This is a genomic window from Anabaena sp. TISTR 8404, from assembly GCF_056847745.1.
The window spans coordinates 6615622-6641658 of sequence record NZ_CP180578.1 but is presented as its reverse complement, the minus strand read 5'-3'; the positions used below and the strand labels follow the sequence as shown (position 1 = coordinate 6641658).

Genomic DNA, 26037 nt, shown 5'->3' with positions numbered 1-26037 from the left:
TTAGGACAAGCCCTAATTATCAAACAAGGACAGTAAGCTTTCCAACCTGTTCCCTGTTCCCTGTTCCCTACTCCCTGCTATAACAGCGCTATTCTTTGCTGCGGAACATAACTGGGGAAAACTTGGCTCAGTTGCTTGTCATTCACAGACATATGTCGTTCTAACACAGTCGAAATTACATCTCGAAAATCAGTAGTAATTGCCAAGTCTCGTTTTTCATAAAGTTGGGCTGTTTCTAAACCTGGCCATTCGCCATAAACTTTACCACCACGAACTTTTCCACCTAAAACCCACATAACATTTCCGTGGCCATGATCAGTGCCATGATTGCCATTTTCCCGTAATGTCCGACCAAATTCAGATATGACTAAAATAACTGTGTTTTGGTAAGCAGGGCCTAAACTTTTGGCTAAAGTAGCTAACCCCTTACCTAAACTTCCTAAACTTTTAGCTAAAGAACCAGTACTGCCGCCTTGATCAACATGGGTATCCCAACCACCCAATGCCATAAACCCTAACTCAATTCTGGGGTCTTGAGCCATGAGTTTTCCTAATTGTTGTGCATCACCAGAAAAGCCGTTGGGTAGCGGTGCGCCATTATTAGCCATTTTCATTTCTTCAGCGAAATCAGTTTTCAAGGCTTGACGGGCAATTCTTCCTTGACTATAAGTTTGGCTGAGAACATCACTACCACTGTACAGTTGGTTAAAGGCTGCTTCTACTGGTGGTCGATCTAATGGCAATGGTTTGTTAGCATTTCTGCCTGTGGCTAAGTTAGCAACTGGCATTCGACCATACAAAATTCGGGGTTTTTTAGTACCTAAACTGACGGCTTGGATGGGTGTTTTGTGGGAGAGATTAGCCAATAAGCGATTCATCCAGCCTTCGTTAATTCGTTGGTTTCCGGGAATTCCAATTTCCATATATAACTGCGCGTCAAAATGAGAACGCGTGGGATCAGGGGAACCACAAGCATGAACAAAGGCTAAATTACCTTGTTGCCACAGAGGCATTAATGGTGCTAAGGCTGGATGTAAGCCAAAGCGTCCATCTAAATCTAAAACTCCGTTCTTTTTACCAGGTTTGGGAATAGCGATTTTTGGTCGTGCTTGATAGTAAGCTGGCTCTGCGTAAGGAACTACTATATTTAAACCATCTGCACCACCACGCATAAAAATCACAATCAACCGCTGTCTATCGCTTTTAGTGGTTGCAGATCTAACGACCCAACTATTACAGCTGACCGATGCGATCGCAGTTGTCGAAAATAGTCCTGCTTGGATGAGAAAATCACGTCTTTTCATCTTGGTAATTCTTAAAAGTTGCTAATTTTTCTACTTTTTTCTTCTAGTCACTAGGTTTATACTCAGCACTCAGCACTCAGCACTTTGCCAGCACTAACGGCGCATAAATTCGGGGCTACCCAAGACTAATGCGGCTCTGAGTTGTGGGGGACTAGTGGCGATCGCGCTTTGGGTTTTAGGAGAAAGAGAGTTACCCAAAGTGTTGACTAGCTGAGTTGCATCTAGACGTTGAACGCGGTTGATGTTTTTATTCTTAGTTGGATTATTTGCAGTTTCTAGCAGTGTTAAGCGACCACTCGCTAATGCTGTGGCAAAATTGAGGCGACGGTTCATAGCTTCGGAATTTAACCAGACATCTTGTGTATTTTTGTACCCATCAGGAGTCCGGCAACCGTACAAAGGCATTTCTAATTCTTCCAAGGTGCGAGAGAGCGCTAGAGTATATTGGATTTCCATACCTGTAGCCCGCACTGCTGAGACAGTGTATTGTAATGGTGTTTTAAATTTGGCGTTGAAATATTTTTTATCCCAGAATTCTGGGCTTTGAAACAAAGTTTCTAAAACAGCGCGAATATTGCCATCGGTTTGGAGAAAGCGTTTTGCGAGACGATCAACTAAAGATGTGGGTGGGACATCGCTCACAAAATACTGAGCTAATTGGTAACTAATATGACGAGCAGTAGCTGGACTCCGCGCCAACATATCTAATGCTTCTTCGCCTTCAGCTTGGCCACTGCCTTTAATTTTGCGTCCTAAAAAAACTTTATCACTCAAATCATGGTGCTTAGAGTCAAAGTAAAATAGCGATTTGCCACTTGTCGGTTGGCTAGGAGGAATGAATCCCCAACCAGTAAAAATTCTTGCTAGAGCAATTACATCTTGTTGGGTATAGCCACCGTTTGCACCTAAAGTATGCAGTTCCATTAATTCACGGGCATAGTTTTCGTTAACATTGGGAGCTACACCAGGACGACTACTAGCTTTATTTTTCCAGTTGTCTAGATAAAGCAGCATTGCCGGATGATGGGCTGTTGCTCCTAATAAGTCACGAAATCGTCCCAAAGCATAAGGTCTGATTGCTTCTTGTTCGTAGGCTCCTACCCAGATGCGAGTATTTCCTTGGCCAGCATAAACATTGAAGTGGTTATACCAAAAGTCCACCATCACTTCTTGCAGTTGTCGCTGACTGTTAGTGGCTCGCAGTAACCGTGCTTTGATTGCTTCTCGTAAGATTTTGTCTCTTTTTTGTTGGCGGGCTTGTTTTTGTTCTCTAGTTTGTTGTGGTGAACTATTCAGATATGCGCGAATTTCAACTGTATTCAAACCGTGCGTTTCTAGCTGTGAAAGCTGGCGGGTCAGGTTGGGCGATTCAGATATAGAATTGGGTGAAAGCTGCTCTTTAATATAGCGCTCTACACCTATAGACTGGACTTTTTGAATATCTCCAGGTCGAGGCCCAAAACTCAGGCGATTAATTATATGTAATACTTTTGGGTCAACAGGTTTAGTAGCTGCATAGATGGGGTCACTTCCTGCCAACAAGATGAACAGCAAAAATACCAAGTACCTGGGTTTGACTGTCATAACTTGAGTTATCCTTTCTAGGTTGGCAAACACATCGTTATTTGACTGGCGAACTACAAAAAAAGTTCAAAATCTCCTCAGTGAACTACTGAATATAATTTAGCAACCTTTGCTAAATCTACGTTGCCACCACTGATAATTACACCGATCCTCGCATCTGGTGCTTTCACTACACCACTAAGTAATGCTGCTGCGGCCAATGCACCGGTGGGTTCAACCACAATTTTCAGACGTTCCCATAAGAAAAACATTGTGTTAATAATTGCCGCTTCCGAAACTGTCACCATGTCATCAACGTAATTTAGCACTAGGGGAAAGGTTAATTGCCCAAGATTAGGAGTCCGTACACCATCGGCAATTGTCTGAGGATTGGTAACAGTTTGCAGAGTTTTGCTGTGAAAGGAACGAGTTGCATCATCAGCGAGTTCTGGTTCAACACCAATAACTCGACATTGGGGTAAAAGTGCTTTTGTAGCGATCGCACAACCAGATATCAGTCCACCGCCACCACAACAAACTAATAGATAATCTAGTTGACCAATTTCTTGGATCAGTTCTAAGGCTGTGGTTCCTTGTCCGGCGATGACGTGGGGATGATCGTAGGGAGGAATCAAAGTCAGATGGCGATCGCTGGCTAGGGTTTTGGCTAATGCTTCTCGGTCAGTTTCTTGGCGACTGTACAAAATCACTTCTGCACCATAACTGCGAGTGGCTGTTTGTTTAACTTCTGGGGCATCGTCAGGCATGACAATGGTGGTGGGAATATGCAATAACTGTCCAGCTAAAGCGATCGCTTGGGCATGATTTCCCGACGAAAATGTAATTACGCCTTGTTGCTTTTGCATTTCTGATAACTGGACTAAGGCATTGTATGCACCACGAAACTTAAATGCGCCTGCACGTTGAAAATTTTCGCATTTAAAAAATACTTGACTATGGGTGCGATCGTTGACAGTTCTGGAAGTTAGCACAGGTGTACGATGAGCAATTCCGGCAAGACGCGCTTGTGCCGCTTTGACATCGTCTATGGTGACAAAGTGATGCTGTGACATTTTGATTCAGTGGTACAGAATTTAGCGGCTCATAGCAAAAATCTGTTCAGCCGTTAGGGGAATGTTCGGAAACAATCGAGAATCAATTTGCTCCTGTCCGCGAAACATTTTTGAAGGTAAATACTCTCCATCTTCAAGTTGGTAGATTGTAACCAATGACACATGTTAAATGACCATTGACTAGCCCTTCGAGGCGGGAATAGGGAACAGTGAAACAATAGCCCCGAAAAAAGGGATTCAAGCCCCTTAATTCATGAATGAAAAAAATCAAATATTTGAAACGAGATTGCTGGCAACGAGTTTCAATCCGTCCCTATTTTATCCCTACTTTTAAGTATGGGTATTGGACTGTTGCCTATTGCCCGTTCCCTGTTCCCTTTTAATTAGAACTTTTTCAAGCCTGCTTAACTTCTTCATACCAAATGCCGACTTTCTCAAAAGCAGCATAAGCCAGCTTGAGAAATTGTACGACTCGTTGTTTACTGAGAATCCCAAATTCTTTATACTCTCGCGCGTCCGAGAAAGTCATGCGAGTTTGATCAATAATATTTCTTTCTTTGTATGCCAACTTAGGAAAATCTACAACCTGAACGTTATGCTTTTGCATTAACTGTTGCATATTTGGATCAGAATCAACGTGTTCCCAGTCGTCACACAGTCCACAATTTCTGACAAGGACATGGGGAACTTTATCACCATAGCTATTGATAGACTGGACAAATAAATTGAGGCTGTCATAGCCACCTGTAGTTACAAACCACTTGCAAAAACTGACTCCTTCCGCACTTCCTAGTTCGAGTAACTGGTTTTTATCAATCCAGTTTTTGACGGCGCGATGGCTTTGTGCTGCCAGATTCACAATTACTGGCTTAGACATGGCCATCTCAAAGATTCTATCGGCTTTGTCAGCTTGGCGTTCATCTTCGGTAAACACAGCATACTGACACATCCCTTTATAAACACCAGCCACATCAGGATTTGATCTATCCGTCTCTATTGGCACAAAAGGAATTTTCTTATCCAGACAATATTGAATCATTGTTCGGGTGACTAAAGACTTACCTACTCCACCCTTTTCACCATCTATTAAATGAATTGTTGGCATAATAGCTACCCCTAATACTGATTGAAGTTATTTAAAATATCTGTATGTGCTTTGGAAGCTTTTGGTGTCTTCCGCTGCAACTTTTATACCATCTGTTGATAAATGTTGCTGAGTTTTCGTTAATTTGGAGTTTATCTATAGGAATTTTTTTCTAGACTTTGTGTATGCCATGTTGCCGATTATGCTCAAAATTTAAATAATCCTACCATCAAAGACTGACAAGCTTTTGATACAAACTTTTACATTAGCCTTGAGGGAGAAATCGGCAAAACATAACCAAAAAAGGCTGAAAAGAGTTAGTTTGCTTTGTTATCGGAATTTTACGTTTGACATCTGTGTCGCATAAATAAGGATATTATTGATTGCTTAAAGTTTGATGCAACTAAGTTTATACTCAGCATTTTCAACTCAGCACTCAGCAGTTTACTATACCTTGTTTTAGCTAAATTTACTTTTGTAAGACCAAACTCCCAAATTTTTGCTAGTAGCGCTTTCAGCTTTTCAGTGTTATCGTAAAATCCTGGCTTTGTATAAGGTTGTTAGCTTTATTATTTGAATATCACTCACAAAAAAATAATTCATTGATGGCGTAATTGCTTAGTAATTTTTGCCTAGCACTGGCGTCAAAAAAATCTTACCTATAACTAAGTTTAATATTGCCAATATCTAGAGAAAAATACAGTCAATTATTGTATCTATTGATATATGTTTAATTGCGAAATTGTAATATTAAGCAACCAATTCTTAGGGAGAAGTCTACAATTTTGATGGTAGCTTCTAGAACTAATTTGTGTAAAAATAGGCGGCTACCTCAAGCTATTTTTTAACGGGAGGTCAGGCAATGGCTATCGCCACCATCAATCCCGCCACTGGGGAGACGCTCAAAACTTTTGAGCCACTCAAAGATGCAGAAATTGCCGCTAAACTAGATTTGGCAAATCAAGCTTTTGAGCAATATCGCACGACGAGTTTCGCACAGCGATCGCTTTGGTTGCAACAAGCTGCGGAAATTTTAGAGCAAGAAAAAGCGGACTTTGCTAAAGTAATGACGCTGGAAATGGGTAAACCATATAAAGCAGCGATCGCAGAAGTCGAAAAATGTGCCGCTGTTTGCCGTTATTATGCGGAAAACGCTGCTGATTTTTTGGCTGATGTTGCTGTGAAAACCGATGCCAGCCATAGTTTTGTGCGCTATCAGCCATTGGGTGTAATTTTGGCAGTGATGCCGTGGAATTTTCCTTTTTGGCAAGTGTTTCGGTTTGCTGCGCCGGCACTGATGGCAGGTAATGTTGGTTTATTAAAACACGCATCTAATGTGCCGCAATCTGCTTTAGCAATTGCAGAGATTATCCAACGGGCTGGTTTTCCTGAAGGTGTGTTTCAAACTTTCTTAATCGGTGCTGCAAAAGTTGCCGATATCATCTCTGATGACCGGGTAAAAGCAGCAACTTTGACAGGTAGTGAACCAGCAGGCGCATCTTTAGCTGCGATCGCAGGTAAACAGATTAAAAAAACTGTCCTGGAATTAGGTGGAAGTGACCCGTTTATTGTGTTAGCCAGTGCTGATTTAGAAGCAGCAGTAGCTACAGCGACCGCCGCGCGGATGTTAAATAATGGGCAATCTTGTATTGCAGCGAAACGCTTTATTATCGAAGAAGCGATCGCTGATCAATTCGAGAAGAAGCTATTAGATAAATTCCTGGCGCTGAAAGTCGGCGACCCCATGCACCCAGACACAGATTTAGGGCCACTAGCAACACCAGATATTCTCCAAGATTTAGATCAGCAAGTGCAAGTTGCTAAAAATAGTGGTGGTAAAGTCTTGACCGGTGGGTATCCCATATCAGACCGTCCGGGGAACTTTTACCCAGCAACTATCATCACAGATATTCCCCCTGACGCACCAATTGCCCAAGAAGAATTTTTTGGCCCGGTGGCCTTGTTATTCCGCGTGCCAAATATTGATGCTGCAATTAAACTGGCAAATGCTACACCCTTTGGTTTGGGTGCGAGTGCTTGGACAACCAATGACCAAGAACGCGATCGCTTGATTGCAGAAATTGAAGCTGGTGCAGTATTTATCAATGGTTTAGTTAAATCTGACCCCCGTTTGCCCTTTGGCGGCATCAAACGTTCTGGGTATGGCCGAGAATTAAGCATTCAAGGCATACAAGAGTTTGTCAATGTTAAAACTGTTTGGGTGAAGTAATTATTAGTCAATAGTCAATAGTCAATAGTCAATAGTCAAAAGTAAAACCATTGACTATTGACTCTGGACTATTAACTAATTTCGTGCATCGCTAGTGAGGAACTGAAAATGAATACAGCAGAATTATTAGTAAAGTGTTTAGAAAATGAAGGAGTAGAATATGTTTTTGGACTTCCTGGCGAAGAAAATTTACATGTTTTAGAAGCACTAAAACATTCTCCGATAAAATTTATTACGACTCGGCATGAACAAGGTGCAGCTTTCATGGCTGATGTCTATGGACGCTTAACTGGTAAAGCAGGAGTCTGCCTTTCCACCCTTGGGCCTGGGGCGACCAATCTCATGACTGGTGTGGCTGATGCCAATCTTGATGGTGCGCCTTTAGTCGCAATTACTGGGCAAGTGGGAACCGATAGAATGCACATTGAATCCCACCAATATTTAGATTTAGTGGCAATGTTTGCCCCGGTAACTAAGTGGAATAAGCAGATTGTTCGACCAAGTATTACACCAGAAGTAGTGCGGAAAGCATTCAAGCGATCGCAATCTGAAAAACCCGGTGCAGTTCATATAGATTTACCAGAAAATATTGCCGCTATGCCCGTTGAAGGTAAACCTTTGCATCGGGATAAAATCGAAAAAACCTATGCATCTTTTGCCAGCATTCGGGCAGCAGCAGCCATTATCTCTCAAGCGGTGAATCCATTAATCTTAGTTGGAAATGGAGCAATTCGCGGTCAAGCTAGTGATGCAGTAACGCAATTTGCTACCCAAATGAATATACCTGTTGCTAATACATTCATGGGTAAAGGTGTGATTCCTTACACTCATCCTTTAGCGTTATGGTCTGTGGGATTACAGCAAAGAGATTTTATTACCTGTGGGTTTGATAATACCGATTTAGTAATTGCGATCGGCTATGATTTAATTGAATTTTCGCCGAAAAAATGGAATCCTGACGGCAAAATTCCCATTGTGCATATTAGTACAAATGCGGCGGAAATTGATAGTAGCTATGTTTGTCATGTAGAAGTCATCGGCGATATTTCTGACTCTTTGTTTGAAATATTAAAAGTAGCAGACCGCCAAGGTAAACCTAATCCTTACGCCATCAGCTTACGCAGTGAGATTCGCGCTGATTATGAACAATATGCCAACGATGATGGTTATCCTATTAAACCGCAGAAACTAATTTATGACTTGCGGCAAGTCATGGGGCCAGATGATATTGTGATCTCTGATGTTGGCGCACATAAAATGTGGATGGCGCGTCATTATCATTGTCACAGTCCTAATACTTGCATTATTTCTAACGGCTTTGCGGCGATGGGTATTGCTATTCCTGGTGCATTAGCGGCTAAACTTGTTTATCCCAACCGCAAAATTGTTGCTGTGACTGGTGACGGTGGCTTTATGATGAATTGTCAAGAATTAGAAACTGCTTTGCGTGTGGGTACTCCTTTTGTCACTTTAATATTTAATGATGGTGGCTATGGCTTAATTGAATGGAAACAAGAAAACCACTTTGGCAAAGGCAGTTCCGCCTTTGTACATTTTGGTAATCCAGATTTTGTGAAATTAGCCGAAAGTATGGGTTTAAAAGGTTATCGAGTCGAATCTAGTCTCGATTTAATACCTATACTTAAAGAAGCCTTAGCACAAGATGTACCAGCTGTCATCGATTGCCCTGTAGACTATCGAGAAAACCGCCGTTTTACTCAGAAAGCTGGTGAATTAAATTGTGCTTTGTAAGATTATAAAAATTCTTTGAACTAGGTTAGGTGGTTAGGGGCGCAAAGCTTTGCGCCCCTCAAATTATTGATAGGACTTTGTATTTTTCCTTATCTTCCCCGCTTTCCAGTAGAGTTTATGAGACTGTAGTTTACTCGGTAAATAAACGAATATTTATCTACTTGTTTGATTTTGGAAAATGCGTAATTGCTCGACTATATAATCTTCTAGTTCTTGTTTTTCTCTACTGCTGGCTTTGCGTTGATAAGTTCTGCCCGTTTCTTGAATAAACTTGCGTTTCTCTAGTTGAGAACCTTTAGATTTAGTGCCTGATTGTTTTAAATTTTTTTGTAATTCTTCCCAAGTTTGTTCGCCTATACTTTCACCTAGTTTTTGCAATGCTTGAGGTAATAGCATTTTGGCTTCTCTGTGGAAATCTTCGTCTGTTTCTAGGGAATTTATCTCTACATCACTGAAGTCAATATCAATTTGAAATTTACTCATTAAACTTTTCAATAAAACAATTTATTAATTATTGCATAAAGTGATGGATATGCAATGATTAAGCAATAAATTCAGTCTAGCAGTATATAGGATACAAAAATGTATGATCGCTTACCTTCGTTACATGAACATAACAGATGCGATCGCTAACTAATAAAATGTTTAAAATCTTTTCAAAATTAACCAAGGAATAAGCCAGAAGCAGCAGCAAGGAACTTAGATGTTGTTACTTGTTCTTTCTCAGGATACAAGACACATAAATAAAAATAATGCACTTTAAGAGTAGTGCGGAGATCGTAAATTATGGATGCTGCTACACGCCTAATTACTCTTGACCGTATTCGCAGACTTAGCCGTCTGATGGATACATCTATACGCATACCTCTTATTGGTTTTCGCATTGGATTAGATCCAATTATTGGTCTGGTTCCTGGTGCTGGTGATTTTATCAGTACAGCATTTTCGGCTTACATCATATTTTTAGCAACCCGCTTTGGTATTCCTCACCAAGATTTAGCCAAAATGATTTTTAACGTTGGTTTAGAAGCTGTGGTCGGTACTGTACCTTTAGTGGGTGATTTGTTTGATGCGTTCTACAAATCCAATATTCGCAATTTGGCAATTTTAGAGCAACATCTAACACAAGTTGAACCAGAAGTTCAAAAAGGATCTCGTGAAATTAACAAACAGGAATTTAGCCGAGTTTAAGACTGAAATTTTCAATATTTTGGGTAATTAGAGAAGTCTGATTACGACCTGCAAATTTGACGATTTAATATAGGAGATGAATGGTTATGGCACTGCAAAATGCTGCAAAACTTTTTCAAGCAGTTAAAGAAGATCAAGCATTAAAGCAAAAACTGAAAGCCACAGCTAATCCAGAAGAATTTATCAAGATTGCTAAAGAACGCGGCTATGATTTCACAGTCGAAGAATTAGAAGCTGAAATTGATCAGCTATCTGAAGAAGATTTGGCAGCTATTGTTAATCCTGGATGGGGGCCTAGACGACACATTAATCCCAGGTAATTCTAAAAATAACAGGCTAAAAGTCTAGACAAAAACATAAAATACTTGCATAGGCTTTTTGCCTGAAGTTATTAGGCTGAACGTGCTTGGGCTAAATCACGTATTAGTAAAGTTCGAGAGCTAATGTAATCTGCTAGGCTACAAGTTTCTTCATAATTTAGGACTTTATTGCTCTCAATCTTGCCTAACAATAGCTTAACCAAATCTGGGTCACTCAATCCCAGGAGTGTACTGCTTTGGGTTTGTTCCACTACAGCCCAAAGCTGACGTAAGATTTTGGAGTTAACAAGGCACATCTTCATTACTATGGCTCCTGGCTTGAATGAACACGCATCAGCACTGATCGGAATATAAAGAAAATATTAAATTATTTAGTCTATAGAGATTCTGTAATATTACAAAAGCTTATTAAATATATGTAGACTTATATATTTGAAAAAATTTGTTTATTAAAACATGGTTAGTTTTGATGAAAACAACTTTTATGGGTTAGTCCGTAAGTAATATGACTTACGCAGTTTGATAGATATAGTCTTACGCCCAGTTTTAACAAATAACCTGAGTACAAAGATACAGTACTTATCTTCCTATATTGGTAGGCGAGTCATACTTGTAACCGATGGCAAACGCAACGAAAAACTGGTCAAATACAATTAATGTTGCCTATCACCGGAGTAATGACAGACCGCGTTTTAATTCTTGGAGGAAGAGGGCGAATTGGTAGCAGTGTCGCTCAGGATCTTGCCGCCCACACGCAAGCCCAAATTACCATTACTGGGCGTACCCCAGAGACGGGAAATTTGCCATTAGCAGAACGAGAGCAGTATTTAGCTTTAGACCTGGCAGAAGTTGATAAAGTAAGAGAAGCGATCGCTAACTCTGACTTAGTAGTTCACTGTGCCGGGCCGTTTCACTACCGCGATGCCAATGTTCTGAAATTTTGTATTGAACAAGGCGTTAACTACGTAGATGTTAGCGACCATCGTTCTTTTACCAGCAAGGCTTTAACTTATCATGAACAAGCTGTTGCTGCTGGTGTCACAGCAGTAATTAATACAGGTATTTTCCCTGGCATTTCTAACAGTATGGTGCGTCAGGGTGTCGAACAATTTGATGAAGCAGAAAAAATCAAGCTGTATTATTTAGTAGCTGGTTCTGGTGGTGCTGGCATCACAGTTATGCGCACAACTTTTCTGGGCTTACAACATCCTTTTGAAGCTTGGATAAACGGTAAATGGCACGAAGTCAAACCTTATAGTGAAAGAGAAATAGTTGAATTTCCCCACTATCAACGTAATGGAGTTTACTGGTTTGATATGCCAGAAACCTTTACATTACCCTATGCCTTCCCTTCAGTTAAAAGTGTAATTACTAAGTTTGGTTCATTTCCCGATTATTATAACCATCTGACTTGGATGGCAGCACATATTTTTCCCAAGTGGTTAATGCAGCGTAAAGGCATGATTGAATTTTTATCTCATGTCAGCCATACAATGACAGATTTTACTAATCGTTTTAGCGGGATTGGCGTAGCAGTAAAATCAGAAGTTACAGGCAAAAAAAATGGCACTACAGGCGTTTATACTTCTACTGTATTGCATGATAATGCCGCTGTAGCTACTGGCTGTGGTACTGGTACTGTTGCTCAACTAATTCTTGAAGGTAAACTCAATAAACCAGGGGTTTTGCCTGTAGAAAATGCACTACCAACAGATTTGTTTACTCAAATCATGGATAGTCGAGGCATTAAGATTGAGCATACTTTTTTAAAGTCCCCTGAATATGTTTAGTAGCATAGATAAATATAGAAAAAATTCTATATTTATCTATGTTTTTAACTCAAACAATTAGTTTTATAAAACTATCTATTTGGCTTTCCTTGAATATTCAATGGAAAAACCCCACGAGTGCTGTGGGGTTGTTTTATTAGGGTCTCTTGTTACAGTATAAATGTACTATATACGGGTAAAATTTGCAAGTATTTTCTTTTCCTTAGTTAAAAAAGCCACAGACCAATTAGCTTCTTGCAGGTTGATGATGTCTGCGTTTACTCAAATTCATCAATGGTGGAAGCAGGTCTAGGTTTTTTCTGGCTGGCGATATGACCTTCATACCAATTCATTAAGGGAGTTGCACTAATTCCATGCACCAGCACTGAAACCACGATAGTTGTATAAGTTATCCAGGCGATTTGTTCAGCAGCTTCTCCTTTAAGACCGTTACCAAAAGCATAGGCAAGATAATATAAAGAACCAACTCCACGAATTCCAAACCAACCAAATAACCAGCGAGTTCCTGGATGTAAATTGCGGCGATGGGAACTAAAAGGATGTTTAGCAATTGTGCTGACCCATGCGCCTAAAGGTCGGATAAATAAAAATAAGAAAATAACTACTATTAGAGATTGGAAAGCATAATCAACCATAGGCTGGAATAATAATATTGAGCCTAATAGTAAAATTGTACCAACTTCTAATAGCTTTTCTAGTTGCTCGATAAATTCTAATTGTGCTAATGGTTTATCTGGATTACGATAGCTGCGTTGTACCACTAAACCCGCTACAAATACTGCTAAAAAGCCATAGCCATTAACAAATTCTGTTAAAGAATAAGTCAGCAAAATTATACTAATGCCAACAAAATCTTCCATTAATTTATCCGCAGAACGGCGCTTTTGGATATTTTGATCAATCCAAACTATTATTTTAGGGACTAATATTCCCATAAAAATTCCTGCTGCGATCGCCCAAAATAAATCTATAGTTATCCATTGTTTAAACCAGTTGTTCCAGTTATCATCTTTTAACGCATAAATACCAAAATAAACAAAAGGAAAAGCTAAAGCATCATTTAATCCACCTTCAGAAGTTAAACCAAAACGTAACTCATCTTTATCATTAGTATCTGTAAGTTGAACTTCTGAAGCTAATACCGGGTCAGTTGGGGCGAGAATTGCTCCTAACAATATAGCTTCTCCCCAACTCATACCTAAAAATAATTTGCCTACAGCAGCTAAGCCAAAAATTGAAATTGGCATTAATATTCCAATCAAGCGAGAGGTAATCCCCCAAACCCGAAAATTTAGTGGACGAATAATTTTTAAGCCACAACCAAAAACTGAAACAATTACTACTAATTCTGAGACCTTTTCTAAAAATTCTGCATTAAATACATCATCACGTCGCAAGTGAATTAAACCTAAGCCATAAGGCCCCAGTAAAATACCAACTAAGAGGTAGATAAGTGAAAAAGATAAAGGTAAACGGGTAATCCAACCGGATGCTAATGTAACTACCAATAAGAGTAATCCAATTACAAACAAGTCAACAATATAGATATCAAACATGATAATTCATATAAAATTACATATCAACCTGTCAGTTTAGTTGTAATATTTTTAGCAATAAATTATCTATAGGTAGATTTTAGAAAGAAACTATCCGGTAATTCATACCTTTGTTAAGTTAGGGAAAATAGCAATACCAGGAGCGCTAGTTATGCAACTTCCAGACAGTCCAAAAATTCCAAAATTTATGCAACTAATGCAATGGATTTACCAGCCATTGCAACTCATGGAAAATTCTGAAAAAGCTTATGGCGACTGTTTCACTTTATGGCTAACAAACAAGCAGCCAATGGTGTTTTTGAGTAACCCGCAAGCAATTCAACAGTTGTTTACAGACAACCTCAGTAATTTAGATGCTAGAGGTTCTGCCCAAATTTTACAGCCATTGTTAGGTGAAAATTCTTTAATATTGCTGTCTGGGACATCTCACCAACGCCAGCGTAAGTTGTTAACGCCACCTTTTCATGGCGATCGCATGAAAGCCTATAGCAGTATCATTACTAACATCACCAAAGAAGTACTCAGTGAATGGAAAATCGGTCAACCGTTTTCTGTACGCGACTCCATGCAAGAAATCTCTCTGCGGGTGATTTTACAAGCTGTATTCGGACTGAATCAAGGAGAACGTTATACCCAACTGCAAAAACTCTTGGCTGCCATACTAGATTTAAGTGGTTCTGCTTTGCGTGCTACGATATCGTTTTTGCCAGCACTACAAGTAGATTTAGGTTCATGGAGTCCTTGGGGTATTTTTTTGCGTCAAAGACAGCAAATTGACCAACTGCTGTATGCTGAAATTGAGGAACGCAGAAATAATCCCGATTCATCCCGCAGTGATATTTTATCTTTAATGATGTCGGCGCGTGATGAAAACGGCAAACCGATGACTGATGTCGAGTTACGCGATGAATTAATGACTTTGTTAGTTGCTGGTCATGAAACCACAGCCTCAGCTTTAACATGGGCATTGTACTGGATTCATCGCCAACCACAAATACGCGAAAAGCTTTTGGCTGAGTTAGATAATGTTGAGAACAATGCAGATTTAGATGAAATTGCTAAATTGCCTTATCTAACAGCAGTGTGTCAAGAAACGCTACGCATTTACCCTATTGTTATGATTACCATCCCGCGGATTGTGAAACAACCTATAGAAATTATGGGTTATAAATATGAACCGGGAACATTGCTGGTAGGTTGCATTTATTTAACTCATCGCCGCCCAGATTTATATCCAGAACCACAACAGTTTAAACCAGAAAGATTTTTAGAAAGACAATATTCGCTATATGAATATTTACCTTTTGGTGGTAGTAACCGTCGTTGTATAGGTATGGCATTTGCCTTATTAGAAATGAAACTAGTACTGGCAACAGTATTGTCTCAGATAGATTTAGCATTAGTTGATAATTATCCAGTTAAACCTATTCGTCGCGGGGTCACTTTAGCACCTTCAAGTGGTAAATGGTTAATTGCAACTGGACAGCGACAAAAAGCTGAGATTCCTATTGGAGTGTAATGAAAAATAGAATTAGTAATTCAACATAAAATGTAGGGTGTGTTATGCCGTAGGCTAACGCACCTCCCCAAACCTGGCAAGCAATTGAAGCGCGGATGTTGTTAGCTCAAAATATTAGTTAGCCGCATCAAAAATCTGTTGTGCAGTTAAATTTAATTGTGGAAAAGTAGGTGACGCAATACTAGCATTACCTTGAAACGGAGTCATTTGATATTCACCATCAATTAACTCGCACACAAAAATAGTAGGTTGTTTAGGATTCCCGATAAACTTTCTTCCACCTAATCCAGCATAATCAGCAATCCAATATTCAGGAATTCCCATTTCTTCATAATCCCTCAATTTATTGTAGTAATCGTCACGCCAATTGCTCGATACAACCTCAACTACCAAAGGAACAGATGCGGCTTGGCTGACTGTTGAGTATTTTTGAAAAAGCGGTTCATTATCGAGATTATCAAGATTTAACAGCAATACATCAGGTAAGTAAGCTGATTCAGCAGATGGAGTTTTGATAAATGTAGTTTTAGGAATACCGTAAGGTAAATTCAGACGATCAAACTCCACTGTTAATTTGCGCGATAGGAACGCAATAACTTTTTCATGCGTTCCGGTTGGAGGTGGCATTTCAACAATTACGCCCTTGTGTAATTCATAGAGTTTACCATCATTGGGATACCATTCAATAAATTCATTGAAGGTGAGTAATTTAGACAAAGCTTGAGTCATAATCTTACCTCCACAGGTATTTTATGCCAATTCGTAATTCATAATTAAAAAATCGAGAATAGTAATAAATTACAATTAATAAAACTTTTGTATCCCTAAGTTTCTAATTTTAACTCGTCGCCGAATGCGTGAGACAAAAAACAATAACTTTAACTCATTGTTGTTTGATAAACCTTAACTAATCTATCAATACCTTTAAACCGATAATCCCCCATTTCTTGAAAATCTGCGGGTTCTGAGAGCATTTGATATGTGGCTTCACTAATCACACATTCACTAGGAGGACAAACTGCTTCCATGCGTGCGGCTAAGTTAATCGTAGCGCCTAATGCTGTGTAGTCTACCCGTTGGGAACTACCAACATCACCAACGACAGCTTTACCACTATTAATTGCAATGCGTAATTGTAGAGGTTCTTGCCAAAAATTGTTGGCGTTTAACCTTTGCAGACGAGTTAGCATTCCTTTAGCGGCGGCGGTGGCGCGGTCTGCATGATCTAATAACGGTTCGGGAGCGCCGAAAAATGCCATAATACAATCGCCAATATATTTATCTAAAGTGCCACCGTAGGCAAATATTTCTTGCAGCATTTCTTCAAATAAATTATTTAATAATTGCGCGATCGCTTTTGGTGTTAATCTTTCTGAAAGAGCAGTAAACCCAACTAAATCTGCAAATAAAATACTAATTTCACTTTCTGTTGTCGGCAAACGTCCATCGGGTAAACCACCTACAGAAATTAACTGCTGCACAACTGCGGGAGAATGGTAACGTTCTAGTCGATGACGAATTACTTCTTCGGTTTTTAGCTTTTCTACCAACAACCAACGCTGCACACTAGAAGCAACTAAATTTGCTAAAGCCGAAAAAAAGCTGAGTTCTTCTTCGCCATTTTTTTCCCATTGATAAGAAGAAAGATGGGCATCAGCATAGAGAACGCCAACAACTTTATTTTCATCCCACAAAGGCACAGCCATTGCACTGCGAATGCCTTTGACTAAAATACTATGTTCACCAGCAAATCGTTCGTCTTTGTGAGTATCAGCAGTTTGAATTGCAACTTTTTCTTCAAATACTTTTTGACAGATACTCCGACTAATCCAACTACCATCAGCTGCTAAATATTTTTGTTCAGAAGGGTATCTCGTACCAGCGTTGACCAACTCTAGATGATTACATCCATTCACATCAATTAATAAAGCCAAACGGTCAATACTGTCGAGATAACGAAAAACTACTTTTTGTACCTGAGAGAAAATTTCTTCTATTGATGCGGCTGCACACAGATTTTTAGCTATATCTACCAAGTCTTTCAGGCGAGCTATGCTTTTGTTTTTATTACCAATATCATTATCGTGGCTATCAGCTGCTATCCACTGCTGTTGCAATTGTTCAACGTTGCGTAAAATCGTTCTTTGTTCTGCACTATCGGAAACTTCTGACACTGCTGCTTGTTGAGTCTTCAACTGCATTGCCGGATTTGTCAACGATACTACTAAGCTGACATTTCCTAGCCAAATAATATCGCCGTTTTGTAAATCTCTGCCACCAGTCACAAAACTTTGATTTACTTGTGTGCCATTTTTACTGCCTAAATCCTCAATAGCCCATGCACCATTAGCTTTTTTGCGTAACAGTGCATGTTTGCGAGAAACTCCTCCAAAGGGTAAGTACAGGTCACATTCTGGTAAACGACCAATAGTGAATTCATCTTGATTCACTGTTACCGTTGTTTCCGTATCTCCCTGTTGTAGGCGCAGTATAAGTTCAGTCATGAGTATGATTTATCTATCCTGGAAGCTAGGGAACCATCTTTAACGTAAAGGATACACCCAGGATAAATCCTTTACCTTATCTTTATGACACTGTTAATACCATTCCGCCAACTGTGTACATTAAATTAAATAGGATTTATGTATTGCGCGTAGGCAAAGCCCGTCGGAGGCATTGCCTCTAGCCTCCATATGACAACTTGTTACCAACTTTGGTATTTTGATCATCTCCTGGTTAGTGTCTAAAAGTACATAGAATGCGATCGCACAAAAAATGCTGGGAATGTCTGCTTATAAGTTCGGTGGTAACTCCAAAGGGACTGTTCCTAAAAAACCTTTGCGATAATCTGTTAAAAGTTGTCTCGCAGTGCGTTCAACATCACCGTTATAACGATGTTCTGCCAAAGCTTCTAAATATGATTCGCCTGTGTAGGGTGAAGAGTCGAGTTCGTAGCGTAACTTTAGTGGTGATTCTGGTAACAAATTATTCGCCGTGATGTGGATTTCATTCAGGAAATCTACTAATGCTGAGGCTACAAGTTGATTATCGTAAGATGCTTGCCCAATATCATCGCAAATTGCTAATTTCAAGGCGGCGGCTTGATTTTCTAACCGAGAAGGAATGACACCAGGCGCATCGAGTAATTCTAACTGATCAGATATACGTACCCAACGCAAGTTACGCGTTACTCCTGGACGCGCTGCACTTTCTACTACACGCCGTCCTAAAAGGCGGTTAATTAAAGCTGATTTGCCAACATTGGGAAAACCAATCACCACAGCCCGCACAGGACGAGGTAACATTCCGCGATCGCGTCTTCTTTTATTCAGTTCCACACCAGCAGCTTGGGCGGCTTTGGCCACAGCAGTTACACCTTGACCTTGTTGAGCGTTGGTAAAATAAGGCACTTCTCCTTGACGTTTAAACCAATCTGTCCACAGCGATCGCACTTGGGGTGTAATCATATCTAAGCGGTTCAATACCAAAATCCGCGTTTTGCTTCCCACCCATTCACCGATTTGTGGGTGGTTCGTCGCCAAAGGAATCCTCGCATCGCGGACTTCTAAAACCACATCTACCAGTTTTAGCTGTTCTTTAAGATTCTTTTCCGCCTTAGCAATGTGACCCGGATACCATTGGATCAGGTTTAATTTGTAGTTGTTTGTGATAGACATAGAAAAAAGTATGAAGTGTGAAGTGTGAAATTTTGTCCTTTGACAAATGACTATTGACTATTAACCATTGACTGCCTTAGCTTGATGTAGAATTAGACGATTACCGTCAGGATCGTAAGCATAAATTTCTCTACCGTGGGAAGCAACGGAAATTTCGCCGGGTGGAGGATAGCCCAAATTTGTGAGATGAGCGATCGCATCTTCTAAATTACTCACCTCAAAGCACAAACTCATTTTACTTTTAGTTGCGTTGGCAAATTCCAACTCGTGACTTTTTTTCGGTTGAAAAATACCCAATCGCAAACCTATCAGTTGAAACTCTGCATAAACATTAGGAATCAAAGTACTGGGTTTTTCACCGAACAATTGGGTATAAAAATCTATCAAAGTTTCTAGATTAACTGTGGCGATCGCCACGAATGCTTCAGTATATCGCAAATCCATCACTATTCTTCAGGACTGGGGTTAAATCAGCCGTTCCCATCCAGTATAAATATTGAAACGCTCTCCACGCAGAAATCCAATTAAAGTAATCCCAAATTCCTGGGCTACAGACACCGCCAAACTGCTAGGCGCAGAAACAGAACAAACAATTGGAACTTTAGCGACTACAGATTTTTGCAATATTTCAAAACTAGAACGCCCACTCACCATCACAATATGATCATTAAAAGGTAATTCCCCACTCAGCAAAGCGTTACCAATTAACTTATCTAAAGCATTGTGACGACCAACATCTTCTTGCAGATGCAACATTTTTCCTTGAGCATCAAATACTGCTGCTGCGTGTAAACCTCCCGTTGCAGTGAAGATCCCTTGATGCGATCGCAACTGCTCAGATAAACTGTAAATAATCTCAGGCTTGACTGTTAAATTAGAAGTTATTTTTGCATAACCCCGCAAGCGTAAAGTTTCAATACTAGCTTTACCACAAACGCCACAGGCACTATTAGTATAAAAATGACGTTCCAAAGGCTGTAAATCTGGATTTAACCCAGGCTTTAATTCCACATTAATAATGTTGTAATTTTGTTCACCATCTACAGATTCATCTGTGCAGTAACTCATCCTGTGGATATCTTGTTTACTATTAATTACACCTTCACTAAAAAGAAAACCAGCCGCTAATTCAAAATCTGCGCCTGGTGTTCGCATCGTTACAGCAACCGTACGCGATAAAGATGTCAAGCGAATTTCTAAAGGTTCTTCGGTAGTAATTTGGTCTTGTCGCAGGCGTTTTTTGCCATTTTCGACTACCCAAACTTGCGCTTTAGTTTTGCTTTTAGTGGGAAATTTCATTAATTAATTTAGTAATTTCAAGTGCGATCGCATTTTAATTGCAAACTCCAGTGTGCAATCATTATTACTCAAAGATATAAAAACTGAGATTATAGCTATTACTACCAAATGTAGAATTGGCAACCGCTACAACTTTTCTAAAATATACAAGTCTTCCTCTAAAACTTCTTCTGGGTTATCTAATTGTTCTCCCAAACCGAATTCTTGCGATAAACAGTAATAATTTCTATGGGTAGCTAAAGAATAGTCTAATTGCTGACTATAAAAGCTGGTGGGAAGTGTTGTGGGTATGAAATTCTGCATTTGATAATCTGTTCTACAATAATTCACCAACCGTTGAAATATTAATTTGTTGCATTCTTCTGGACGAAATGACGTACTCGCGACAATATCACCTTGATGCTGTAACGAAGCTAAAATTCTGTACAAATAATTGATGGCTGAGATTTTCAAGTAGAAGAAAACACCTTCAAACAGTACAAAGGATGACCGATTAGCCAACCATGTTTTTAAACGCGACTCAATTTTTGTAATCTCAGCTAAATTATTCAAATCCTCAACTACTATAAATTCAATAGTGCGATGCGGAAGCTCACCCTGCAATTCAAACTGGGCTAATTTTTGTTTTTTGAAGGTGATATTCACTTCGGTATCAATTTCACAGCAAGGAACTTTTGCAGATATAAGATAAGGATAGTTTGTAAATCCAGCACCAATATTAATAAATACTCCATCTGGAGTTTTTTGCAGAAATTCCTTTAAACGCTCAAGAAAGAATCTATGACGAAGAGCATGTACTAAAACTTCCGTAATTCCAACTTGTTCAGCATATTTATTTGCCCAGATTTCGCTGCTTTTTTCAACCCATATTTTGGCAAACTTATCAGCACTAACATCGTTTTTCTTGGCTCGAAAAGCATTCACAATCAGCGCTGAATCATGAACACCACTTGGCATATTTTGACCTTTAGTTGAATTACGCATACTTGTAAACTTGCTAATTCTATGTCATAATTAAGAGTCATGGCTCAGTAAGCACAAAACTCTATTTTGAGGATTTTGCTGAAAATTTCTCCTCCTGGCGAAACAGCGTAGACGCAAAGCGGCTTGTCGCCAGACATCGCTCAAACTTAGCAAATGCTAAAAATGCTCTCAACATCTATAAATTAAGCAACTCTAGTAATTAATCCTAGCGAGAATTGCCACAGCGCGATCGCATGTTCATCGCCAACCCCAAGGCGCGATCGCGAGAGTTGCAACATTGATCAATTCTTGAGAATGCTAGGCGAAGCCTGTATTTGCCAGATTCTTTTTTTAAACTGGTATAAGCAATACTGTAAAAGTCTGATCTCATTCATAACTGCGATCAGCAGAGATAAGTATTTATCTCAAAATTGGCTACGAGGTAATATTAAAATGCCCAAATGGAAAGTAGTAACGGAATTTTCTTTTAATAGCGCTCACTACATCAAAGATTACGATGGCCCTTGCGGTCGGATGCATGGGCATAATTACCAAGTCCGCATTGAAGCCATCTCAACACAACTGCATTCTTCACAATTTTGTCCACATCCGGTGATGGTAGCGGATTTTAGAACTTTACGTTGGGCAAAACAAGATGTAACTAAAGGAGGACTTGATCACTGCATTCTCAATGAAGTTATGCCTCCTGAATATGAGACTACTGCTGAAATGATCGCTAAGTACATTTACGATGAAACAAAGAAGCGAGTACCACCAAATGTACAATTAAAAGTTCAAGTTTCAGAAACACCTAATAGTTGGGTGGAGTATGAAGAATAATATACCAAAACTCAGAAGTTAGGAATCAGAACTCACCAGCAGAATAGGCTTTATACTTAGCTTTGAACCTAAATAATTTACTTCACAATTCTTCAAATCTGCTGTAATAGACAAGACTTCTTTCCTATTTCCTACTTCCCCTTCAGGTGACGCTCAAGAGCCTTGCTAACGCAGTCGCTTGGGTCGGGAAACCCTACCAAGAGCGCTGCCTCACCATTCCCTACTCCCTGTCTACTCAAGTAAATTCCCAAATCAAACTGGATTCCTATAAACACAGATAAATACTAATAATTTATCTGTGTTTTTTTAAGACATTTTGTTCATTTAATACATTATTAAATATTAATTAAACAAGACACTTCTTTTGATAAATGGCATTTATAAATGATTAATAATTTAGCAATGCTGTATCAGTAAATTTTTATTAACTAAACAATGTAATAGTGCATTTCTGAAAGTTCATAAAGTTATAAATCACATTATTAATTTTTTAATAATACTTGTCTCAGCTTGTACATTCATGCCATAAATGACTGCCGAAATTGTGTAATCTAAAAACAGCTAGGCTAATCTTCAATGAGGTCTGATGACTCCTAAAATTCTGCGTCAGCTTTGGTCTGTGGTTGAAACTGCCCAAACCATGACCCTCTTACAGCTGGATGATGCTAGCTTGGTGCAATGGTTGGTCAAACAAACCACAACACAAGTTTTCTTAGATTCCCATGAGGTTGATTCTCTTGGTGATTATATTCAATCCCGCCTAAGTCTTATACGTGATATTGCTTATGAACGGCAGTACTAACAAGTTAAAAGTCAATGGTCAATAGTCCAGAGTCAAAACTATTGACCATTGACCATTGACCATTGACTATTAAGGCAAATAACCTTCAACTAGGCAATCGGAACCAACTACTCGCCAGCGAACACGTTCTAAGGGTAATGCTTCAGTCATGGTAGTAAAACCTAAATCACCAACAGGTGTAGGTGCATGGCTACCGCCAATAATTTTAGGAGCAATAAAAGCCATAACTTTTTGTACGGCTCCTTGAGCGATCGCACTTGCAGCTAAATTACCGCCACATTCCCACAAGACACTGCAAAAACCCCGTTCATACAAATGCATCATCGCTTGTTCGGGTGTAAGTGCAGGTAATTCCACAACCTCTACGCCGCGTTTGAGCAAAAGTTTTTGTAAATCAGGGTTGGCTCCGACTTCTGTTAACACCAAAGTTGGAGCTTCTGCTGTTTCCCACAAGCGGGCGTTTTCCGGTAAGTTGAGTTGACGACTCATCACCACCCGTAAAGGATTATGCGCCCCCGCCTGATGGCTAGTTAAATAAGGATTATCTTGTCGGACTGTATTACCACCAACAATAATGGCATCACAAGCCGCCCGCAGTTGATGTACTTCACTACGAGCGGCTTGATTTGTCACCCAAGCACTATGACCAGCCGTAGTGGCTATTTTGCCATCCAACGTCATGGCATATTTCAAAATACCAAAAGGTTTTTTATGCAGAATGCGATGCACAAAAGCTTCATTTAATTGCTGACAGGCTTCAGTTTCTACCCCAACTAACACCTCTACACCAGCAGCACGTAAACGAGCAATTCCACCACCCGCAACCAAGGGGTTAGGGTCAACCATACCCACTACCACCTTAGCTACACCAGCCTCTATCAAACCTTCTGAGCAAGGAGGAGTGCGTCCATAGTGGTTACAAGGTTCGAGGCTGACATAAACTGTAGCACCACGAGCGCGATCGCCTGCGGCTCTCAAAGCAAAAACTTCAGCATGAGGTTCACCAGCACGCGGATGAAACCCTTCTCCGACAATTTCGCCATCTTTGACAACAACCGCCCCCACCAACGGATTAGGCGAAGTGCGTCCCAAAGCACGGCGGGCAAGTTCCAAGCACCGCTGCATCATCCGGGAGTCAAAGTCAGCTTCACTGCTCATACTGTTCTGCGTTTGTGAATTAAATACCACTGGCATTGGTGCAGCCTCTCCAGAGGACACTCTCTGCCCATCTTCTTGAGTGTAATTTAGTGATGTATCTACTTGAGCAACAACTGGGGAATTATCCATAAATTTTGGGCAAGAATTTCAATAACTTTGCACATTACTGACTTATATTTTGATACCTCAACAGTAATATCCCAGAGCTACTGTTCGCTGTCGTGGCGCTTACTTATAAAACAGTGCGTTGCGCTGTGCGACAACATACCCTACTTGGCTATTGCACCGAAACTAGTAACCATCAATTAAAAAGAGTGAGAAATTAGGGTCTATACCCCTGATCCTCACTCCCAAATTTAAACTTCAAATTATCTCCTACTGTAACTATTGCTGGACTGCTTTCCGCTTTTGCCACCAAAGATTGAGGGGATAGTAAACTACAGGGGCCCAAAGACTACTAAGAATAGCCGAGGCTAGGGCAACCCGTTGGTAATAAGCCCAGATGTATTCTACTTTGCGATCGCCAATCAAACTCAATTGCCCAGCGAAAATTGTTTCTGACAAAATTGCCATTATAAAAACAATTAAAGCGACAGAAATAAAGTCTTCCTGAATAAACCGCTGTTTTTGTAGTAAACCAGTCAGAAATCCCACTAAACCCAAAGTTAAAGCATGAGTCGGGTCTTGTGATGTCATTCCATCTTGCAGCAGCCCTAAAACTATACCTGCTACTGCTCCTTCCCACAAAGAGCGTTTCACACTCCAGGCTACTACCCAAATTAACAGCCAATTAGGCCCAATTCCCAACAGTTCTGTACCAGGAAAGCGAGTAGGCAATAACAGCAAACATAACAGCACAGATCCGATTGTGATAGACCAATCTAACACTCTAACTGCGTTAGGATGCCAACGTGCGAGTGGTTTACGATAAGCTTTAGATTTGCGCTCCGAAGATTTCGACTTTTTTTGGCGACGAACATTAAATGAAGGTAGCTTCATTATTTTGATTTTTGCAGTTGTTTATTTGCCTGTTCTTTCTGTGCCGACTGAGGGTTGTCCTGTTGTTGGTTAGTCGGTTTGGGATACACAGCTACCCAATCTAATGACCTAATCGGTGGGAAAAGTTCAACTTTTGCCACTGATGCCGGAAGTTTCTTTAAATCTAAAGATTTGATTCTACCTACTGCCAAACCAGAGGGGAATTTTTGGCTGTAAGTAGAAGTTGAAACTAAATCTCCCACTTTCACATTGGGAACTTTTTCATAAAATTCCAGCACAGCTTCCGCTGAAGAATCTCCCCGCAAAACTCCCTTAGCTGAAGTGCGGCTAATAGTCACACCCACTTGACTTTTTAGGTCACTAATTAATAACACACGGCTAGTATTAGGGGTGACACTATCCACCAAACCAACTAATCCGCCCTCGGCCTTAACAATAAAACCTTCTTGAATGCCAGAGTTTGAGCCACGATTGAGAGTAACTTGTTGCCACCAATGATCAGCACTCCGCCCTACTACCCTTGCTGGCACTGGACGTGATGCAGCTGGCTCAGTCTGCACATAACCTAATAAGTTTTGTAACTGTTTATTTTGGCTTTCCAGTTCTTGGATGCGTGTTTGCATTTCCATAAACTGGGCATCTTTGAGGCGTTCTTCCAAACGTTCTTCTGGAGTTGGCCCAGATTGCAAAATCTGTAAAGGACGCGTCACTCCTTGGTAAACTTCCAGCAGCATTGCCCCTTGAGTCTGTCGTAATATCCAAGCACCACCTAATACAAGGGCCAGCGAACCAATCTGTAACCCTTTGCGACCCCACCATCGACGTACAGTAACCATTTATACCTATTTCTATATTTTGCTAGATATCGGATTCTATTTATATGAAACCCAAATAAAAGCCAAATAGAACCCAATATC

The 26037-nt window shown here is 40.0% G+C and carries 24 protein-coding genes; 8 read left to right on the top strand and 16 right to left on the bottom strand.

What is annotated here, in order from left to right; genetic code table 11:
• Nucleotides 1–77: 77 nt before the first annotated feature.
• The 4 genes from ACMX3D_RS28655 to ACMX3D_RS28640 all read right to left on the bottom strand — a co-directional run bounded on the left by ACMX3D_RS28655 (nucleotide 78) and on the right by ACMX3D_RS28640 (nucleotide 5045).
• Nucleotides 78–1304: a DUF1501 domain-containing protein gene (locus tag ACMX3D_RS28655; RefSeq protein WP_482749152.1), complete on the bottom strand. Its 1227-nt coding sequence runs from the start codon at nucleotides 1302–1304 to the stop codon at nucleotides 78–80.
• A gap of 93 nt (nucleotides 1305–1397) precedes the next feature.
• Entirely contained in the window at nucleotides 1398–2888 is a 1491-nt protein-coding gene (locus ACMX3D_RS28650; protein WP_482749151.1) for a DUF1800 domain-containing protein, read from the bottom strand.
• A gap of 77 nt (nucleotides 2889–2965) precedes the next feature.
• Entirely contained in the window at nucleotides 2966–3940 is a 975-nt protein-coding gene (locus ACMX3D_RS28645) for a threo-3-hydroxy-L-aspartate ammonia-lyase (protein ID WP_482749150.1), read from the bottom strand.
• 394 nt (nucleotides 3941–4334) lie between these two features.
• Nucleotides 4335–5045: a P-loop NTPase family protein gene (locus ACMX3D_RS28640; RefSeq protein ID WP_482749149.1), complete on the bottom strand. Its 711-nt coding sequence runs from the start codon at nucleotides 5043–5045 to the stop codon at nucleotides 4335–4337.
• Nucleotides 5046–5886: 841 nt separating this feature from the next.
• Between ACMX3D_RS28640 and ACMX3D_RS28635 the strand changes: the two genes are divergently transcribed.
• Both ACMX3D_RS28635 and ACMX3D_RS28630 read left to right on the top strand, forming a co-directional pair.
• The gene (locus ACMX3D_RS28635) at nucleotides 5887–7254 is read left to right on the top strand and encodes an NAD-dependent succinate-semialdehyde dehydrogenase (RefSeq protein ID WP_482749148.1); all 1368 of its coding nucleotides are present in this window, start codon (nucleotides 5887–5889) and stop codon (nucleotides 7252–7254) included.
• A gap of 108 nt (nucleotides 7255–7362) precedes the next feature.
• Nucleotides 7363–9006, top strand: coding sequence for an acetolactate synthase large subunit (locus ACMX3D_RS28630; RefSeq protein ID WP_482749147.1), 1644 nt, complete (start codon nucleotides 7363–7365; stop codon nucleotides 9004–9006).
• Nucleotides 9007–9159: 153 nt separating this feature from the next.
• Here the strand turns inward: ACMX3D_RS28630 and ACMX3D_RS28625 are convergent, their stop codons facing one another.
• Nucleotides 9160–9489 carry a hypothetical protein gene (locus ACMX3D_RS28625; RefSeq protein WP_482749146.1) on the bottom strand — a complete coding sequence of 110 codons (330 nt, stop codon included), beginning with the start codon at nucleotides 9487–9489 and terminating at the stop codon, nucleotides 9160–9162.
• 303 nt (nucleotides 9490–9792) lie between these two features.
• On the opposite strand from ACMX3D_RS28625, the gene ACMX3D_RS28620 reads away from it, so the two are divergent.
• Both ACMX3D_RS28620 and ACMX3D_RS28615 read left to right on the top strand, forming a co-directional pair.
• Entirely contained in the window at nucleotides 9793–10197 is a 405-nt protein-coding gene (locus ACMX3D_RS28620) for a DUF4112 domain-containing protein (RefSeq protein ID WP_482749145.1), read from the top strand.
• Nucleotides 10198–10283: 86 nt separating this feature from the next.
• Nucleotides 10284–10517, top strand: a complete 234-nt coding sequence (locus tag ACMX3D_RS28615; RefSeq protein ID WP_482749144.1) for a Nif11-like leader peptide family natural product precursor — start codon at nucleotides 10284–10286, stop codon at nucleotides 10515–10517.
• 71 nt (nucleotides 10518–10588) lie between these two features.
• Here the strand turns inward: ACMX3D_RS28615 and ACMX3D_RS28610 are convergent, their stop codons facing one another.
• Nucleotides 10589–10819, bottom strand: coding sequence for a hypothetical protein (locus ACMX3D_RS28610; RefSeq protein WP_482749143.1), 231 nt, complete (start codon nucleotides 10817–10819; stop codon nucleotides 10589–10591).
• 375 nt (nucleotides 10820–11194) lie between these two features.
• Here ACMX3D_RS28610 and ACMX3D_RS28605 point away from each other — a divergent pair, with 375 nt between their 5' ends.
• The gene (locus ACMX3D_RS28605; protein WP_482749142.1) at nucleotides 11195–12307 is read left to right on the top strand and encodes a saccharopine dehydrogenase family protein; all 1113 of its coding nucleotides are present in this window, start codon (nucleotides 11195–11197) and stop codon (nucleotides 12305–12307) included.
• 257 nt (nucleotides 12308–12564) lie between these two features.
• Here ACMX3D_RS28605 and ACMX3D_RS28600 read toward each other — a convergent pair whose 3' ends face one another.
• On the bottom strand, nucleotides 12565–13863 hold the full coding sequence (locus ACMX3D_RS28600) for a cation:proton antiporter (protein ID WP_482749141.1): 1299 nt from the start codon (nucleotides 13861–13863) through the stop codon (nucleotides 12565–12567).
• Between the two features lie 151 nt (nucleotides 13864–14014).
• Here ACMX3D_RS28600 and ACMX3D_RS28595 point away from each other — a divergent pair, with 151 nt between their 5' ends.
• The gene (locus ACMX3D_RS28595; protein WP_482749140.1) at nucleotides 14015–15382 is read left to right on the top strand and encodes a cytochrome P450; all 1368 of its coding nucleotides are present in this window, start codon (nucleotides 14015–14017) and stop codon (nucleotides 15380–15382) included.
• A 114-nt stretch (nucleotides 15383–15496) separates the two neighbouring features.
• Here ACMX3D_RS28595 and ACMX3D_RS28590 read toward each other — a convergent pair whose 3' ends face one another.
• The 6 genes from ACMX3D_RS28590 to ACMX3D_RS28565 all read right to left on the bottom strand — a co-directional run bounded on the left by ACMX3D_RS28590 (nucleotide 15497) and on the right by ACMX3D_RS28565 (nucleotide 21342).
• Complete coding sequence (locus ACMX3D_RS28590; protein WP_482749139.1) at nucleotides 15497–16111, bottom strand: Uma2 family endonuclease; 615 nt, start codon at nucleotides 16109–16111, stop codon at nucleotides 15497–15499.
• A gap of 149 nt (nucleotides 16112–16260) precedes the next feature.
• On the bottom strand, nucleotides 16261–17886 hold the full coding sequence (locus ACMX3D_RS28585) for an adenylate/guanylate cyclase domain-containing protein (RefSeq protein ID WP_482749138.1): 1626 nt from the start codon (nucleotides 17884–17886) through the stop codon (nucleotides 16261–16263).
• Between the two features lie 288 nt (nucleotides 17887–18174).
• Nucleotides 18175–19059 (bottom strand): ribosome biogenesis GTPase YlqF, encoded by an 885-nt coding sequence (gene ylqF, locus ACMX3D_RS28580; protein ID WP_482749137.1) that lies wholly within the window; start codon nucleotides 19057–19059, stop codon nucleotides 18175–18177.
• Nucleotides 19060–19119: 60 nt separating this feature from the next.
• The gene (locus ACMX3D_RS28575; RefSeq protein ID WP_482749136.1) at nucleotides 19120–19503 is read right to left on the bottom strand and encodes a VOC family protein; all 384 of its coding nucleotides are present in this window, start codon (nucleotides 19501–19503) and stop codon (nucleotides 19120–19122) included.
• 21 nt (nucleotides 19504–19524) lie between these two features.
• Nucleotides 19525–20358 (bottom strand): formate dehydrogenase accessory sulfurtransferase FdhD, encoded by an 834-nt coding sequence (gene fdhD, locus ACMX3D_RS28570; protein ID WP_482749135.1) that lies wholly within the window; start codon nucleotides 20356–20358, stop codon nucleotides 19525–19527.
• 126 nt (nucleotides 20359–20484) lie between these two features.
• Nucleotides 20485–21342, bottom strand: coding sequence for a class I SAM-dependent methyltransferase (locus tag ACMX3D_RS28565; RefSeq protein WP_482749134.1), 858 nt, complete (start codon nucleotides 21340–21342; stop codon nucleotides 20485–20487).
• Nucleotides 21343–21774: 432 nt separating this feature from the next.
• Between ACMX3D_RS28565 and ACMX3D_RS28560 the strand changes: the two genes are divergently transcribed.
• Nucleotides 21775–22161 (top strand): 6-pyruvoyl trahydropterin synthase family protein, encoded by a 387-nt coding sequence (locus tag ACMX3D_RS28560; protein ID WP_482749133.1) that lies wholly within the window; start codon nucleotides 21775–21777, stop codon nucleotides 22159–22161.
• A gap of 586 nt (nucleotides 22162–22747) precedes the next feature.
• Entirely contained in the window at nucleotides 22748–22963 is a 216-nt protein-coding gene (locus ACMX3D_RS28555) for a hypothetical protein (RefSeq protein ID WP_482749132.1), read from the top strand.
• A gap of 69 nt (nucleotides 22964–23032) precedes the next feature.
• Here the strand turns inward: ACMX3D_RS28555 and ribD are convergent, their stop codons facing one another.
• The 3 genes from ribD to mreC all read right to left on the bottom strand — a co-directional run bounded on the left by ribD (nucleotide 23033) and on the right by mreC (nucleotide 25956).
• Nucleotides 23033–24157 carry a bifunctional diaminohydroxyphosphoribosylaminopyrimidine deaminase/5-amino-6-(5-phosphoribosylamino)uracil reductase RibD gene (ribD, locus tag ACMX3D_RS28550; protein WP_482752449.1) on the bottom strand — a complete coding sequence of 375 codons (1125 nt, stop codon included), beginning with the start codon at nucleotides 24155–24157 and terminating at the stop codon, nucleotides 23033–23035.
• Between the two features lie 348 nt (nucleotides 24158–24505).
• The gene (gene mreD, locus ACMX3D_RS28545; RefSeq protein ID WP_482749131.1) at nucleotides 24506–25120 is read right to left on the bottom strand and encodes a rod shape-determining protein MreD; all 615 of its coding nucleotides are present in this window, start codon (nucleotides 25118–25120) and stop codon (nucleotides 24506–24508) included.
• On the bottom strand, nucleotides 25120–25956 hold the full coding sequence (mreC, locus tag ACMX3D_RS28540; protein ID WP_482749130.1) for a rod shape-determining protein MreC: 837 nt from the start codon (nucleotides 25954–25956) through the stop codon (nucleotides 25120–25122). The genes mreD and mreC overlap by 1 nt, the downstream gene beginning before the upstream one ends.
• Between the last annotated feature and the right edge of the window lie 81 nt (nucleotides 25957–26037).